This is a genomic window from Pseudomonas rhodesiae, from assembly GCF_007858255.1.
Lineage (GTDB): Bacteria > Pseudomonadota > Gammaproteobacteria > Pseudomonadales > Pseudomonadaceae > Aquipseudomonas > Aquipseudomonas rhodesiae.
On the sequence record NZ_VFEU01000003.1, the window covers coordinates 1 to 13602 of the forward strand.

17 protein-coding genes are annotated in these 13602 nt (G+C 62.4%); 8 read left to right on the forward strand and 9 right to left on the reverse strand.

All coding sequences use genetic code 11. The features are described 5' to 3' along the window. Positions 1–408: 408 nt before the first annotated feature. The 3 genes from FIV35_RS04650 to FIV35_RS04660 are packed head-to-tail and all read right to left on the reverse strand — an operon-like array spanning position 409 to position 2782. The gene (locus FIV35_RS04650; RefSeq protein ID WP_034137394.1) at positions 409–1341 is read right to left on the reverse strand and encodes a 5-oxoprolinase subunit C family protein; all 933 of its coding nucleotides are present in this window, start codon (positions 1339–1341) and stop codon (positions 409–411) included. Then, the gene (gene pxpB, locus FIV35_RS04655) at positions 1338–2042 is read right to left on the reverse strand and encodes a 5-oxoprolinase subunit PxpB (protein WP_034137393.1); all 705 of its coding nucleotides are present in this window, start codon (positions 2040–2042) and stop codon (positions 1338–1340) included. The genes FIV35_RS04650 and pxpB overlap by 4 nt, the downstream gene beginning before the upstream one ends. Continuing rightward, positions 2039–2782, reverse strand: coding sequence for a 5-oxoprolinase subunit PxpA (locus FIV35_RS04660; RefSeq protein ID WP_034137392.1), 744 nt, complete (start codon positions 2780–2782; stop codon positions 2039–2041). The genes pxpB and FIV35_RS04660 overlap by 4 nt, the downstream gene beginning before the upstream one ends. Before the next feature lie 175 nt (positions 2783–2957). Between FIV35_RS04660 and FIV35_RS04665 the strand changes: the two genes are divergently transcribed. After that, positions 2958–3875, forward strand: a complete 918-nt coding sequence (locus FIV35_RS04665) for a LysR family transcriptional regulator (RefSeq protein WP_034137391.1) — start codon at positions 2958–2960, stop codon at positions 3873–3875. A 114-nt stretch (positions 3876–3989) separates the two neighbouring features. Here FIV35_RS04665 and FIV35_RS04670 read toward each other — a convergent pair whose 3' ends face one another. The 3 genes from FIV35_RS04670 to FIV35_RS04680 are packed head-to-tail and all read right to left on the reverse strand — an operon-like array spanning position 3990 to position 5881. Continuing rightward, entirely contained in the window at positions 3990–4532 is a 543-nt protein-coding gene (locus tag FIV35_RS04670; RefSeq protein ID WP_034096452.1) for a DUF2937 family protein, read from the reverse strand. A gap of 11 nt (positions 4533–4543) precedes the next feature. Then, the gene (locus FIV35_RS04675) at positions 4544–5320 is read right to left on the reverse strand and encodes a class II glutamine amidotransferase (RefSeq protein ID WP_034137390.1); all 777 of its coding nucleotides are present in this window, start codon (positions 5318–5320) and stop codon (positions 4544–4546) included. A gap of 30 nt (positions 5321–5350) precedes the next feature. Beyond that, on the reverse strand, positions 5351–5881 hold the full coding sequence (locus FIV35_RS04680) for a hypothetical protein (protein ID WP_034137389.1): 531 nt from the start codon (positions 5879–5881) through the stop codon (positions 5351–5353). Positions 5882–5905: 24 nt separating this feature from the next. Between FIV35_RS04680 and FIV35_RS04685 the strand changes: the two genes are divergently transcribed. Further along, on the forward strand, positions 5906–7960 hold the full coding sequence (locus FIV35_RS04685; protein ID WP_034137388.1) for a S9 family peptidase: 2055 nt from the start codon (positions 5906–5908) through the stop codon (positions 7958–7960). 66 nt (positions 7961–8026) lie between these two features. Then, on the forward strand, positions 8027–8500 hold the full coding sequence (locus tag FIV35_RS04690) for a cyclic nucleotide-binding domain-containing protein (protein WP_034137485.1): 474 nt from the start codon (positions 8027–8029) through the stop codon (positions 8498–8500). Here FIV35_RS04690 and FIV35_RS04695 read toward each other — a convergent pair. Continuing rightward, positions 8497–8775, reverse strand: coding sequence for a hypothetical protein (locus FIV35_RS04695; RefSeq protein WP_034137387.1), 279 nt, complete (start codon positions 8773–8775; stop codon positions 8497–8499). The two genes, FIV35_RS04690 and FIV35_RS04695, sit on opposite strands and share 4 nt — an antisense overlap. 78 nt (positions 8776–8853) lie before the next feature. Here FIV35_RS04695 and FIV35_RS04700 point away from each other — a divergent pair, with 78 nt between their 5' ends. From FIV35_RS04700 to FIV35_RS04715, 4 genes are all read left to right on the forward strand, one after another. Continuing rightward, positions 8854–9540 (forward strand): spermidine synthase, encoded by a 687-nt coding sequence (locus tag FIV35_RS04700; protein WP_034137386.1) that lies wholly within the window; start codon positions 8854–8856, stop codon positions 9538–9540. Positions 9541–9658: 118 nt separating this feature from the next. Continuing rightward, on the forward strand, positions 9659–10033 hold the full coding sequence (locus FIV35_RS04705) for a YajD family HNH nuclease (RefSeq protein ID WP_025858458.1): 375 nt from the start codon (positions 9659–9661) through the stop codon (positions 10031–10033). Positions 10034–10186: 153 nt separating this feature from the next. Further along, a complete protein-coding gene (locus FIV35_RS04710) occupies positions 10187–10654 on the forward strand; it encodes an RNA methyltransferase (RefSeq protein ID WP_034096446.1) in 468 nt (155 codons plus the stop codon). 67 nt (positions 10655–10721) lie between these two features. Then, positions 10722–11072, forward strand: a complete 351-nt coding sequence (locus tag FIV35_RS04715; RefSeq protein WP_034137385.1) for a YgaP family membrane protein — start codon at positions 10722–10724, stop codon at positions 11070–11072. A gap of 86 nt (positions 11073–11158) precedes the next feature. Here FIV35_RS04715 and FIV35_RS04720 read toward each other — a convergent pair whose 3' ends face one another. Then, a complete protein-coding gene (locus tag FIV35_RS04720) occupies positions 11159–12379 on the reverse strand; it encodes a hypothetical protein (RefSeq protein WP_034137384.1) in 1221 nt (406 codons plus the stop codon). Between the two features lie 11 nt (positions 12380–12390). Then, positions 12391–12840 carry a YcgN family cysteine cluster protein gene (locus tag FIV35_RS04725; RefSeq protein ID WP_034096443.1) on the reverse strand — a complete coding sequence of 150 codons (450 nt, stop codon included), beginning with the start codon at positions 12838–12840 and terminating at the stop codon, positions 12391–12393. A 154-nt stretch (positions 12841–12994) separates the two neighbouring features. On the opposite strand from FIV35_RS04725, the gene FIV35_RS04730 reads away from it, so the two are divergent. Further along, positions 12995–13579 (forward strand): nitroreductase family protein, encoded by a 585-nt coding sequence (locus FIV35_RS04730; RefSeq protein WP_034137383.1) that lies wholly within the window; start codon positions 12995–12997, stop codon positions 13577–13579. The last annotated feature ends 23 nt before the right edge of the window (positions 13580–13602 follow it).

A 13602-nucleotide genomic window follows, 5' to 3' on the forward strand; every position in this document is an offset into this window, starting at 1 on the left:
TCTGTCACTGACGCGCCGTCATCGGGGGCAAGCCCCCTCCCACAGTTTGGAAGCGGCGCAATTGCTTTCTCCAAGTAATACCGACATCCAATGTGGGTGGGGCTTGCCCCCTTTAGCAGTCTGCCTGCCCCTCTGTCACTGACGCGCCGTCATCGGGGGCAAGCCCCCTCCCACAGTTTGGAAGCGGCGCAAATGCTTTCTCCAAGTAATACCGACATCCAATGTGGGTGGGGCTTGCCCCCTTTAGCAGTCTGCTAGCCCCTCTGTCACTGACGCGCCGTCATCGAGGGCAAGCCCCCTCCCAAAGTTGGAAGCGGCGCAGATACTTTTAATACCGACATCCAATGTGGGAGGGGGCTTGCCCCCGATTCCGGTGGTGCAGTCACTGACGAATGGACTGACCGAACTCTATCGGGAGCAAGCCCGTCCCGCCGTTTGGAAGCGGCGCAAATACTCGATGTGCTGCCGATGCGCCGTTTCCTGCACCACCGGCGCCAGTCGTACTTTCTGCCCCGGCAGACATTGCGCCAGCCTGGCTAAGGCCAAGGGTGTCAGCGCGCCCAACCGTGGATAGCCGCCGATAGTCTGGCGATCATTGAGCAATACGATCGGCTGCCCATCCGGCGGCACTTGGATCGCCCCCAGCGGAATCCCTTCGGAGATCAACGACGGCCCCTGATACTGCAACGGCGTGCCCAGCAGGCGCATGCCCATGCGGTCGGCACGGCTGTCCAAGGCCCAGTCGGTGTTGAACGCATCGAACAGGCTCTGGCCGCTGAACTGGCCGATCTGCGCGCCGACAATCACGTCCAGTGGGCCGCCGGTTGGCAACGCCGGCTGACTCAACTCCTGCAGGGCACCGCCGGTTCCGGAATAGCTCAACCGACCGCCTGCGGCCAGTGCGTTGCCCAAGCCATCCACACCTCCGAGTGCTTCACGGGCCACCGTCGCGCAACTGCCCAGCACCGTCGGCGCATCAAACCCGCCCGGCGCCGCCAGGTACGCCCGCGCACCGTCGGACGGTTGGGTAAAGCGCAGGCGCTGGCCCTTTTGCAGGACAATACTGCGCCCAGGGCTGATGGCGCGCTCGTCAATGTGCGCCCCCAGGTCTGCACCGGCCAGAGCCAGCAGGCAATAGTCCTCGGCCTTTACGGTGAAGCCGCCGAGGGTGATTTCCACCACCGCTGCGTTCAACGCATTGCCCAGCAGCCAATTGGCCCACGCCATCGACACCCAATCCAGCGCGCCGCCCTGGGTGACGCCCAAGTGGCGCACGCCAAAACGCCCGGCGTCCTGCAACAGGCACAGCGGGGTGCTGGCCTCGATCGATAAGCGGCTCATGGCTGCGCCTCCAGCGGTGTGTCATCGCCACCCAAGCGGATAAATTCAGCGTGATCCACCGCCTGGAAACGAACCGTGTCGCCGGGCTGCATCAGGCTGTAGCCGTCGCGCTCGCGGTCGAAGAGTTTGGCTGGGGTGCGGCCGATCAGGTTCCAGCCGCCCGGCGACACCACTGGGTAGGCCGCCGTCTGCCGCTCGGCGATCCCCACACTGCCGGCCGCCACGCGTTTGCGCGGGGTGCTCAGGCGCGGAGTGGCGAGGGCTTCATCCACCAAGCCCATAAAGGCGAATCCGGGAGCGAAACCAAGGGCGAACACCTGGTATTCGTGGGCGCTGTGGCGGCGGATTACCTCGTCCACCGTCAAGCCGCTACGCTGGCTGAGCACGCTCAGTTCCGGGCCGACGCGCAGGTCGTACCACACCGGCAAAACATGGCACTGGCCGCTGCCCTGGGCCTGGGGTTGCAGGTCGGCGAGGGCTTGATCGATGCGGTGCCGCGCCTCGGCCGGGCTCAACGCGGTGAGGTCGTAATGCACCATCAAGGTGGTATAGGACGGCACCAGATCCACCAACGCCGTGCCGAAAGCGCTGCGCAAACGTTGGGTAGCGGCGAGCATCCACGGCATATTGGCTTCGGCGATCACGTCGAACAGACGCACCATCAGGCAATCGATGGCCACCACTTCAATGCGTGGCTTCATGCTGACGTCAACGCCGCGCGGATACGTTGCACGGCGGCGATGGAACTGGCGTTGTCGCCATGGACGCACAAGGTATTGGCCTGCAACACCAGGGCGCTGCCATCGCTGGCGGTGAGCGGCTCGCCGCGAGCAATAGTCAGGGCTTGCTGGAGCACGGTGTCAGCGTCGTGATGCACTGCGCCCGGCAGTTGGCGCGATACCAGGTGGCCGTGGCTGTCGTAAGCACGGTCGGCGAACGCTTCGAACCACAAGGTCAGGCCGTATTCGTCGCCCATCACCTGGGCTGCGCTGTTATCACGGGTGGCCAGCAGCATCAACGGCAAGCTGGCATCGTAGGCCGCAATGGCCTGCATCACCGCGCGCAGTTGGGCGGGTTTGGCCATCATGTCGTTGTACAACGCACCGTGGGGTTTGACATAGCTGACGCGAGCGCCCTGGGCACGGCAAATGCCATCGAGAGCGCCGATCTGGTAGTGCAACAGGTCCTGGATTTCTTCAGGGCTGTAAGCCATCGAGCGGCGACCGAACCCTTGGAGGTCCTGGTACGCCGGATGCGCACCGATTTGCACGCCATGCTTGAGCGCCAGGCTGACAGTCTTGCGCATGATGCTCGGGTCGCCGGCATGAAACCCGCAGGCCACGTTGGCGCAATCGATGAACGGCATGACCTCGGCATCCAGGCCCATGGTCCAGTTGCCAAAGCTTTCGCCGATATCACAATTCAGTAGCAGGCGGCTCACGGTGGTCGCTCCTGTAGGCTTTGTTTTTTTGTAGTGTGGGATTTTTACCGTCGGACACGCAACTTGTCCTGGCACCCCCACGCCGCTTATCGTGGAACGACTCGATTTTTGGCGCTCGCCCCATGCGGCGTCCAACTAATAAAAACCGATCCAAGCATAAGAAAAAGTTGATCCCATGAATTTGAAGTTCCTCGAAACCTTCGTTTGGGTCGCCAGGCTCAAGAGCTTTCGCCTGACCGCCGAAAAGCTCTTTACCACCCAGGCGTCGATCTCCAGCCGCATCGCCGTGCTGGAAAGCGAACTGGGGGTGAAGCTGTTCCTGCGCGATTCCCGGGGGGTGAGCCTGACCCCGGAAGGCGTCAAGGTGCTCGACTATGCCGAGCAGATGATGGTGACCCTGCAAGGTTTGAAACAATCCCTGGAGACCACCAGCAGCAAGGTCGGACGGATTCGGATCGGTGCCATGGACACGGTGATCCACACCTGGCTCAGCCCGTTGGTGGCGGAATTGATGGACCATTTCCCGCTGGTGGAAATCGAATTGGTCGCCGATACCGCGCTGAACCTCAGCGATCAGCTGCAAAAAGGCTTTCTCGATCTGATCCTGCAAACCGACCTGCTGCGCCTGGAAACCGTGCGCAGCCTGGAACTGGGCAGCCACCCGATGGCCTGGATCGTCGCCAGCCAATCGATCTATAACCGTGACTATGCCTCCCTTGCCGACCTGGCCCAGGAACGCATCATCACTTATTCGAAAAATTCCCACCCGCACCAGGACGTGATCCGCCTGATGCAAGCCAACGGCGTTGCTGCGCCGCGTATGAACTGCGTGAACTCAGTGTCGGCGATCACTCGCCTGCTGCGCGACGGCTTCGGGATTGGCGCGCTGCCGCCGGTGCTGGTCGGCGAAGAACTGGCCCGCGGTGAACTGCTGATGCTGCCCATGGAACAACGTTTGCCGAACCTGCAAGTGGTGGTGTCGTGGCGCGTGGGTGTGGAGTTGGTGGAGGAGATCGTGGGGTTATGCCAGAAAGTAGTGGCCCGGTATGCCGAGGAAGTCGGCGAAGAGCGGATGGTGCTGGCAACTGAATAAACCGGATACGAATGTGGGAGCGGGCTTGCCCGCGATAGCGTCAGTGACAGTTCGGCTGACTGATCCACTGCTATCAGGGGCAAGCCCCCCTTCCACATTTGCTCGAGATGGGCGTTACAGGCCCTTGAGGTCCCGCTCTTCAATCGGCCGGCTCTGGCGCAGGCGCTTGCCGCCCAGCACGATCCAGTCGATCAAGCGGTACAGGCATTCCAGGCCGAACGACAACAGCATCGCCCCACCCAGGCCCCAGCCCATGGCTTCGGGGGTCAGCAGGATCTGGTAGCTGTAGCCGTTCCAGGTTTCCTGGCGGATATCCGGGTCGGCGGCCACCGCCACTTGCAGCGCGCGGATATACCAGGGGCCCTGCATGGCCTGGAATTGCTTGTCCAACGCCACTTGGCGATCGAGCAAAGCGCCCAGGCTGCTGGCATCGCTCTGGAACACCGGGTCATCGCTGGCGCGGTAATGCTCGACCAGGGCGTGCATGTCCCCCTTGAAGAACTGCTGCGCCGTGGTTTCGAAGCCACGCAGGCTGGTCTGGGCCTCGATCAGGTGGGCTTCGACGCGCTTGGCGTAATCGCTGATAAACCCCGGCACTTGCACACCGACCAACAGGCCAATGGCAAACAGCACCAACCGCAGATAGCTGAGCAACATAGTCGATGTCCTTACTCGGTAATGCCCTGGCTGACGCATTCTCCGCGTCGCCATAGGCTCCATTGACCCGGTTCGTAGCGGGTCCAGTTTTCGTTGTCGGTCAGGGGTTCGGTGGCAATCACCGTAACCACGTCGTTGGGCGTGGTTTCGGCCTGAAAATCGACGATCACGTCGACATCTTTCAAGCGCGCCGGGCCGAACGGAGCACGCCGGGTGATCTGGGCCAGTTTGGTCGAGCAATAGCAGAACAGCCAGTCGCCATCGCTGAGCAGGCAGTTGAAGACGCCTTTGCTGCGGTACTCGGCGCAAGCGGCGATCAGGTCCGGCAGCATTTGCTCGATGCCCACCGGCTCGGGGAAGGCTTCGCGCACGCGGTTGAGCAGATCGCAGAACGCCGCTTCGCTGTCGGTATCCCCCACCGGCCGGTAGAACGTGGCTCGCGGGGCAAAATCCGCCAGTTGGCCGTTATGGGCAAAACACCAGTTGCGCCCCCACAATTCGCGCACGAACGGGTGGGTATTGGCCAGGCTCACCTTGCCGACATTGGCCTGGCGGATATGGCCAATCACCACTTCGCTTTTGATGGGATAACGCTGCACCAGCAGGGCGACTTCCGATTCGCTGCTCGCGGCCGGGTCCTGAAACAGACGCAGGCCACGGCCTTCGTAGAACGCGATACCCCAACCGTCGCGGTGCGGCCCGGTGCGCCCACCGCGCTGCATCAGCCCGGTAAAGCTGAACACGATATCGGTGGGGACGTTGGCACTCATGCCCAATAATTCACACATGCCAGGGCTCTCGCTGCAGGGCTTACAACGTTAAAGACGCGGTTCGACTCGCATACCGCTGACGGGCGCCGGGCGCCGGAAAGGTTCGTCATCGTCCTGGTCTTCGGCGGCCAGGGCGGCGTCGGTGGCGGCCTTGCGCTCGCGGCGCGCCTTGGCGGCACGCTCGATGGGCCAGCGGATCAGCACGAACACCAGGTACACGCCGAACGCGATCATCGTGTACATGAACAAATCGGAGATGGCACGCCAGGCGTTATTGCCGACCTTGAGCACCAGGTCCATCGCCGTAATGGCCACGGCCGGCGCGAACTGGGTCTTGACCGGGTCGACAATGGTCGGGCTGAACAACAGCACCGCCATCAGCAGTTGCAGCGGCTCGCGCAGCCAGCGCCAGATCCAGCGGGTCATGCGCCACCACACCAACAGGCAGCCCAAAGCGGCGAAGGCGTAAAGGCCCCAAGCGGTCAGATAGTCGTTCTCGGTCATGGTGTCCATGGCAAGGTTGGCAAACAGACGGCTATCATAACGGCTTTTGCGTGTCACGGCTGCAATGCCCGCCACCTTCCGCCAGACAGAGAGTGATCCATGCCGTCATCGACCCACATCACTGCCGCCCCGATTGCCCGCAAGGCCCGCGGCCAGGACCCGTACGCCTGGCTGCAAGAGCGTGACAGCGCCGAAGTGCTTGATTACCTCAAAGCGGAAAATGCCTGGCAGCAAGCCCAGCTCGCCGATCAAGCGGCCCTGCGCGAAAGCCTGTTCGACGAGATCAAGGGGCGCATCCTCGAAACCGACCTGTCCCTGCCCTCCCCCTGGGGCCCGTACCTGTATTACACGCGCACCACCGCCGGTGACGAATATGCGCGCCACTACCGCTGCCGTCGCCCCGCCGACGACAGCAACCAGGTGGATGACAGCAGCGAAGAACTGTTGCTGGACCCGAACGCCCTGGCCAACGGCGGCTTCTTCTCCCTCGGCGCGTTCAGCATCAGCCCCGACCATCAGCGCCTGGCCTACAGCCTCGATACCAGTGGCGATGAGATCTACACCCTGTTCGTGAAGGAATTGGCCACCGACAAAGTCAGCGAACTGGAATTCGATCACTGCGACGGCAGCATGACCTGGGCCAACGACAGCCTGACCCTGTTCTTCGGCGAATTGGACGACACCCACCGCCCGCACAAGCTGTATCGCTATCGCCTGGATGGCACGGCGGCGCAGGAAGTGTTCCACGAGCCTGACGGACGGTTCTTCCTGCATTGCTACCGCTCAAGCTCCGAACGCCAGTTGCTGCTGGCCCTGGGCAGCAAGACCACCAGCGAAATCTGGGCGCTGGACGCCAACCAGCCGCACCTGGACTTCACCTGCCTGGCGCCTCGGGTGGAGGATCACGAATACGATGTGGACCACGGCCAGCTCAATGGCCAGTGGACCTGGTTTATCCGCAGCAACCGCGACGGCATCAACTACGCGCTGTTCGTCGCCGCCGACACCGGCGACGTGCCTACCGAAGCCGATTGGCACAACCTGATCCCGCACCGCGACGACGTGATGCTCGACGGCGTGAGCCTGAACGCCCGCGCCATGACCCTGAGCCTGCGCATCGGCGGCCTGCCGGTGATCGAAGTGCATCCCCAGGACCTGGCGGCCTACCGTGTGGAATTGCCCGACGCCGCGTACAGCCTCTACGTACAAAACAGCCTGGAGTTTCCCAGCGACCGCATCCGTCTGCGCTACGAAGCACTGAACCGTCCGGCCCAAGTGCGGCAGTTGGAGCTGGCCAGTGGCGCGCAACAGGTGCTCAAGGAAACCCCGGTACTCGGCGTGTTCAATGCCGACGACTATGTGAGCCAGCGCCTGTGGGCCACGTCGGCCGATGGCACCCAGGTGCCGATCAGCCTGGTGGTCAAGCGCGATCAGGTGGGCAAGCCGACACCGTTGTACCTGTATGGCTACGGCGCCTACGGTTCGAGCCTGGACCCGTGGTTCTCCCATGCGCGCCTGAGCCTGTTGGACCGGGGCGTCGCATTTGCCATTGCGCATGTGCGCGGCGGTGGCGAGTTGGGCGAGGCCTGGTATCGCAACGGCAAGCAGGAACACAAGCAGAACACTTTCAGCGACTTTATCGCCTGCGCCGAACACTTGATCGCCCAGGGCCTGACCACGTCCAAGCAACTGGTCATCAGCGGCGGCAGTGCCGGCGGTTTGTTGATCGGCGCGGTACTCAACCAACGTCCCGAGCTGTTCCAGGCGGCGATTGCCGAAGTGCCGTTCGTGGATGTGCTGAACACCATGCTCGACCCGGAACTGCCGCTGACCGTCACCGAATACGACGAATGGGGCAACCCCGAAGACCCGGATGTCTACGCACGCATCAAAGCCTACGCGCCGTACGAAAACGTCCGCGCCCAGGCTTACCCGGCCATGCTGGTGATTGCCGGCTACAACGACAGTCGCGTGCAGTACTGGGAAGCGGCCAAGTGGGTGGCCAAGCTGCGCGACACCAAGACCGACGACAACCTGCTATTGCTCAAGACCGAACTGGGCGCCGGTCACGGTGGAATGAGCGGTCGCTATCAGGGATTACGTGACGTAGCGCTCGAATATGCATTTGTGTTCAAGGCGCTCGGGTTGATTTAGGAACTTAGTGCGGCGGTTCGGTCTGAACACAGGACCGCCCCTGTTTTGATGGACCCAATTGCTGCCATGCCACCACCGACACAACTCAATAATGAAATCCGCGACATGCTCATGGACTGCGGATTGTTCGATCCTTTGTTGCCGGAGGATTTTCATATCGCTGCCGGCTACTTCAACATCAGCACCATTGCCCAGGGCGAGGTGATCTTTCTCGAAGGCGATGCGGGCACCTTCATGTGCATCCTCCACAGCGGCCAAGTGGCGGTGCAGAAGGCTCATCACGACGGCCAACCCGTGACCATCGCCACCCTGCGCAGCGGCCGGGCCTTTGGCGAGATGGCGGTGCTCGACGGCGAGCGACGCTCGGCCAGTTGCGTGGCCGCCAGTGCTTGCGTGCTGTTGAACCTGGGCAAGGACTCCCTGGAGAAAATGCTCAACGAAGCGCCACGGGTCGCTGCCAAGATTATCCGCGCGATTGCGATTGCCTTGTCCAAGCGCCTGCGCATGGCTGACGGGCAACTGCTATCGCAGCAGTTCTAGCCGCCGGGTGTCTTGGGTTTACTGTCGTTCTGCTGCAAACCGGGCACTGTCTGGTCTTTTGGCGGTGCGGGCAAGACGATGGGCGCCAGGGGCGGCGAGCCGTTGGTCTTGGGCACCACCGGCGGGGTGACCTGGGGATACAGGGTGGGCGTTGGCGTGCCCGGTGCGCCGGGAGTTGGCGCGGGGGCGACCGGTACGGTTTGCAACTCCTGAGCCTGCGCCGCACCCAATGCGAGCGCGCTCAACACAATGACCGTTAGAATGCTGCACTTCATCGATGGCTCCATGGCCTGACCGGAATGTCGTAAGGCTACTCCCAACCGCGCAAGAATGCCCTTCCCAATGAGATTTCCATGAAACGTTTCGTTCTGCTGGACACCACCCCAATCCCTGACAACGGCGGTGCCTTGTGCCTGTTCGAATACGGCGAGGATTTTGTCATCAAGATCCAGGGCGGCGACGGTGGCCAGTTGATGAACACGCGCATGCACGGTTCCGAGGACGCGCTGGCCGAGATCCCCTGCCGCAAAGTTGCCGGCCGCCCGAACTCGCGGGTGTTGATCGGCGGTCTGGGCATGGGCTTCACCCTGGCCTCGGCCCTCAAGCATCTGGGCAAAAATGCCGAAGTGGTGGTGGCCGAACTGGTGCCTGGGGTCGTGGAATGGAACCGTGGACCGCTGGGGGAAAAATCCGGCCGGCCATTGCTGGACCCACGCACGGTGATCCGCCAGGAAGACGTGGCCAAGGTACTGCAGGCCGAGCCCCAAGGGTTTGACGCGATCATGCTCGACGTCGACAACGGCCCCGAAGGCCTGACGCAAAAGGCCAATAGCTGGCTGTATTCCGCCGGTGGCCTGGCCGCCTGCGCCAAGGCGCTGCGCCCCAAGGGGGTGCTGGCGGTGTGGTCGGCCAGTGCGGATAAGCTGTTCAGCGATAAACTGCGCAAGGCCGGCTTCAAGGCCGAGGAAGTGCAGGTGTTCGCCCATGGCAACAAAGGCACGCGGCATACCATCTGGATTGCGGAAAAGCTTAAGGGCTGAATCCCCTTGTGGTTGGGGCTTGCCCCCGATAGCGGTCTATCGGTGCCAGGTGCAGTGACTGCCCTCAAGCAGCTAGAATCAACCCTATCCGTGACCCACCTAATAGCCAGGAGCCATGATGAGCTCGACTAACCCGCCCTCCCACACCGCCAAGCTGGACCGCATCCTCGCCGATGCCCAGCGCGACCGTGAAATGGGCTACCGCGACAAAGCGCTGAAGATGTACCCCCACGTATGCGGCCGCTGCGCCCGCGAATTCTCCGGCAAGCGCCTGAGTGAACTGACGGTACACCACCGCAACCACAACCATGATGACAATCCCCAGGACGGTTCCAACTGGGAATTGCTGTGCCTGTATTGCCACGACAACGAACACTCGCGTTATACCGACCAGCAGTACTTCGGCGAAGGCTCGACCAGCAGCCCGACGATTGCCAAGGCCACCCACAACCCGTTCGCGGCATTGGCGGGCTTGATGAAGAAAGACGACTGAACATTGCCGTCGCCTGTTCCCTCCCGCTTCCCACATTTCTAGCGGGCTCACAAGCGAAATGTGGGAGGGCGCTTGCCCCCGATAACGCGGGCCCAAGCAATACATGCCCTCCAAGCCGTATAATCACCGCTTTTCTTCAAGGCACCCTTCCCCGTGGGCAATAAACGCTACAGCTGCATCGGTCTGTATAACCCCAAATCCCCCGAAAACGTCGGTTCGGTGATGCGTGCCGCCGGCTGCTATGGCGTGGCTTCGGTGTTTTACACCGGCGTGCGTTACGAGCGCGCCCGGGACTTCATCACCGACACCAAGAAGGTCCATCACGACATCCCGCTGATCGGCATCGATGACCTGAAAAAAATCCTGCCGCTGGGCTGCATTCCGGTGGCCGTGGAACTGGTGGACGGCGCCCGCCCGTTGCCGGAGTACACCCATCCCGACCGCGCGCTGTATATCTTCGGCCCGGAAGACGGCTCCCTGGATAAAGACATCCGCGACTGGTGCGAAGACGTGGTGTACATCCCCACCACCGGCTGCATGAACCTCGCCGCCACGGTCAACGTGGTGCTGTACGACCGCTTGGCCAAGGGCAACAACACCCGTTCGGGCCCCAAGTACTGATTTTTTCGGAACATCCAGCGTCTGCGAGCAGTCAGTTGCAGACACTTGCCCTTGTTGGAGAGAGATCATGAGCGACAGCAAAACCTTGCGCCCTGTCATCGAACACACGCCGTTCCAGACTCAGCCCACCCAGAACGTACACGGCTGGGAGCGCATCGGCTCCGTGGCCGGTGGCGTCGTGATGGTCGGCAAAGGCCTGCGCCGCGGCGGGATTTTCGGCCTGATCCAAGTGGCAATCGGCGGCGTCGCCCTGGCGCGCGGCTTCACCGGGCACAGCTCGCTCAAGGACAAACTGGAACAAGGCCGCCAGGAAATGAACGCCGTGCGCACAAAGATCGAGCGCGCCGGTGAAGAGTTGAAGAACCTCAAGACCCGTGCCGAAGTGGCGGCGGAGAAAGCAGTTAAGACTGCCGACTGATACAGCGTTTCGACGTCGTGGAGATTTAACTGTGGGAGGAGCATTGCCCACTCCCACAGTTAAATCTGTGCGTGCAGGGCTGAGGATCAGCGTAAAAGCTTGGAGTCGAGCACTACCGACGATTCGCCGATGATGCTGTCGGCCAACTGCACAAATTCCGCAGTGGTGATGCTATCGGCGCGCATTACTGCCTGTGCCAAGTCATCCAGTGAGCGCTTGTTGTGGGTTTTCACGCGGATCTCGCGATCCAGCTCTTGCATCACCAGTACCGCCCGGGAAACCGTCGCACCGCTGACATGGTCGCCGCGCAGGCTGGTCACGTCCTTGCCTTCCTTGGTCAGCCGCGCCTGAATCGCCGCGTAGCGCTCATCGGTGATACCACCGCCACGGCGCAGCAATTCGATGGCGTAAAACTCCGCCAACCCTTCGCTGATCCAGTCGCTGGTGTCATGGTCATTGAAGCGACCAACCGCCTGCACCACCTCGCGCAACAACGGGCTGCTGCCGTTTTCGCTGACCAACGGCGTGCGGCTGTTGAGAAAGATCGAGTCACGCGCCGCGAATGCACCTCGGCGCATCGGATCACTGGCGCCCACCACCAGCAGTTTCGCCGGGTGGCGCGGGAATGCCGCTTCCACCTGCGGCCAGACAAAAGTCAGCAGCGTCAGCACATCCATGCGCCGCATGGCCTGCCCCTTTGGTGACGCCACGGTGACGTCGGTCTCCCCCAGGCGCACGCGACGACTGCCCAGGTTGCCGGCGAGCATCCAGCCAGTGGGACGGTCGAACAGGCGCGAGACATTGTCGATACGGAATTTATTCTTACCGATCCGTGGCCAGGCGGTTTCGACGCTCTTCCAGGCGGCCGGCAGGTCGAATACCAGGCGCGAGATCAACTCAACCCCGTCCTGCTGATCGAGCCGCGCGGGCGGCACCAGATCCTCGCCGCGAAACACCGCCCAGCTCGGCGTGAGCCGCGTGTCATACACACCCGGCTTGCGTGTATGCGTAAGGCGGACCCGGTAGGTCAGGCTGGCTTTGTCCGCGCCGGGCTGCCACAGGCCACGGTGACCAGTGACTTTCCACTGCCCTTCAGCCTTGAAGTCGCTGTAGTCGCCGCCGCTGCCCAAATCGAAATCCAGACTGCGCACTGCCGAGCCCTGGGACAGGCTGATACGCACCTCGGCCTGTTCGGTCTGCGGCAGCAGTTTGACGTGGTAGTCCAGGTCGACTTTCCTGGCGCTCCACGCCGCGCCGCTGATGGCCAGCATCACCAGACCTGCCGCCCACTTGGCTGCAACTGTCATACACACTCCCCTCAGCCAGCGCGGAAAATCAGGTAATCCTCCCAGTCGTCTTCGGGCACGCTGCCTTCGCTGAGCATGCGCCCGGACTGGGAAATACGTTCATGGTGCACGGCGTCGCGGTCACCGCAGACGAGATGGTGCCAAAGCGGCAAATCCTTGCGCTCACTCACCAGGCGATAGCCGCAGGTGGGCGGCAGCCACTTGAACTGGTCGGCCTGGCCTGGCGTGAGTTGGATACAGTCCGGCACCGAGGCGCGGCGGTTGGGGTAGTCAGTGCACTGGCAGGTTTTCAGGTCCAGCAACTTGCAGGCGATGCGCGTGTAATAAACGCTGTTGTCATCTTCGTCTTCAAGCTTTTGCAGGCAGCACAAGCCACAGCCGTCGCACAACGACTCCCATTCCTCCTGGTCGAGTTGATCGAGGGTTTTGCGTATCCAGAAGGGTTCGACTTTGGCGGCCATGGGTCTGCATCGGTATCGGTCTGTGAAAAGGCCGCCAGTCTAGTGCCCTCGCCCCTCGGGGCCAAGCGCTTACGACTGGCGGTGTTGCAAGACTTGTCAGTCTAGCGGGCGCGCAGTAGCTTGGAGCGCCGAATTGACCATCAGGAGCCCGCCCATGACCCGCGTTGCCGACTACCCGATCCATCCCCAGTTCACCGAACGCTGGTCGCCCCGCGCGTTTACCGGCGAGAGCATCCCGAAGGAGACCTTGCTGAGTTTCTTCGAGGCCGCACGCTGGGCGCCATCAGCCTACAACTCCCAACCGTGGCGCTTTCTCTACGCACGCCGCGACACGCCGGACTGGGAGCGCTTTCTGGGCCTGCTCAATGAATTCAATCGCGGCTGGGCACAGCATGCCTCGGCCCTGGTGATCATCGCCTCGAAAACCGACTTCATTGCCCCTGGCGCCAGCGAGGAAACCCCGGCGCTGTGGCACACCTTCGACACCGGCTCGGCCTGGGGCCATCTGGCACTGCAAGCCAGCCTCAGCGGTTGGTACACCCATGGCATGGCCGGTTTCGATCAGGAACTGACCCGTAAAGAGTTGAAGATTCCCCAGGGGTACGCACTGCATGCGGCGGTGGCCGTGGGCAAGCTGGGCGACAAATCGAGCCTGCCGGAATACCTGCAAGGCCGCGAACTGCCGAGCCCGCGCCGGCCGTTGAGCGAGTTGGTATCCGAAGGTGATTTCAGCCTGTAAGCCCGTACGCCCTGCCGCTCAAC

Coding starts and splice junctions, on each gene's coding strand:
- FIV35_RS04650 (WP_034137394.1), bottom strand. CDS start 1,341: ATGAGCCGCTTATCGATCGAGGCCAGCACCCCGCTGTGCCTGTTGCAG.
- pxpB (WP_034137393.1), bottom strand. CDS start 2,042: ATGAAGCCACGCATTGAAGTGGTGGCCATCGATTGCCTGATGGTGCGT.
- FIV35_RS04665 (WP_034137391.1), top strand. CDS start 2,958: ATGAATTTGAAGTTCCTCGAAACCTTCGTTTGGGTCGCCAGGCTCAAG.
- FIV35_RS04670 (WP_034096452.1), bottom strand. CDS start 4,532: ATGTTGCTCAGCTATCTGCGGTTGGTGCTGTTTGCCATTGGCCTGTTG.
- FIV35_RS04675 (WP_034137390.1), bottom strand. CDS start 5,320: ATGTGTGAATTATTGGGCATGAGTGCCAACGTCCCCACCGATATCGTG.
- FIV35_RS04685 (WP_034137388.1), top strand. CDS start 5,906: ATGCCGTCATCGACCCACATCACTGCCGCCCCGATTGCCCGCAAGGCC.
- FIV35_RS04690 (WP_034137485.1), top strand. CDS start 8,027: ATGCCACCACCGACACAACTCAATAATGAAATCCGCGACATGCTCATG.
- FIV35_RS04695 (WP_034137387.1), bottom strand. CDS start 8,775: ATGAAGTGCAGCATTCTAACGGTCATTGTGTTGAGCGCGCTCGCATTG.
- FIV35_RS04700 (WP_034137386.1), top strand. CDS start 8,854: ATGAAACGTTTCGTTCTGCTGGACACCACCCCAATCCCTGACAACGGC.
- FIV35_RS04705 (WP_025858458.1), top strand. CDS start 9,659: ATGAGCTCGACTAACCCGCCCTCCCACACCGCCAAGCTGGACCGCATC.
- FIV35_RS04715 (WP_034137385.1), top strand. CDS start 10,722: ATGAGCGACAGCAAAACCTTGCGCCCTGTCATCGAACACACGCCGTTC.
- FIV35_RS04720 (WP_034137384.1), bottom strand. CDS start 12,379: ATGACAGTTGCAGCCAAGTGGGCGGCAGGTCTGGTGATGCTGGCCATC.
- FIV35_RS04725 (WP_034096443.1), bottom strand. CDS start 12,840: ATGGCCGCCAAAGTCGAACCCTTCTGGATACGCAAAACCCTCGATCAA.
- FIV35_RS04730 (WP_034137383.1), top strand. CDS start 12,995: ATGACCCGCGTTGCCGACTACCCGATCCATCCCCAGTTCACCGAACGC.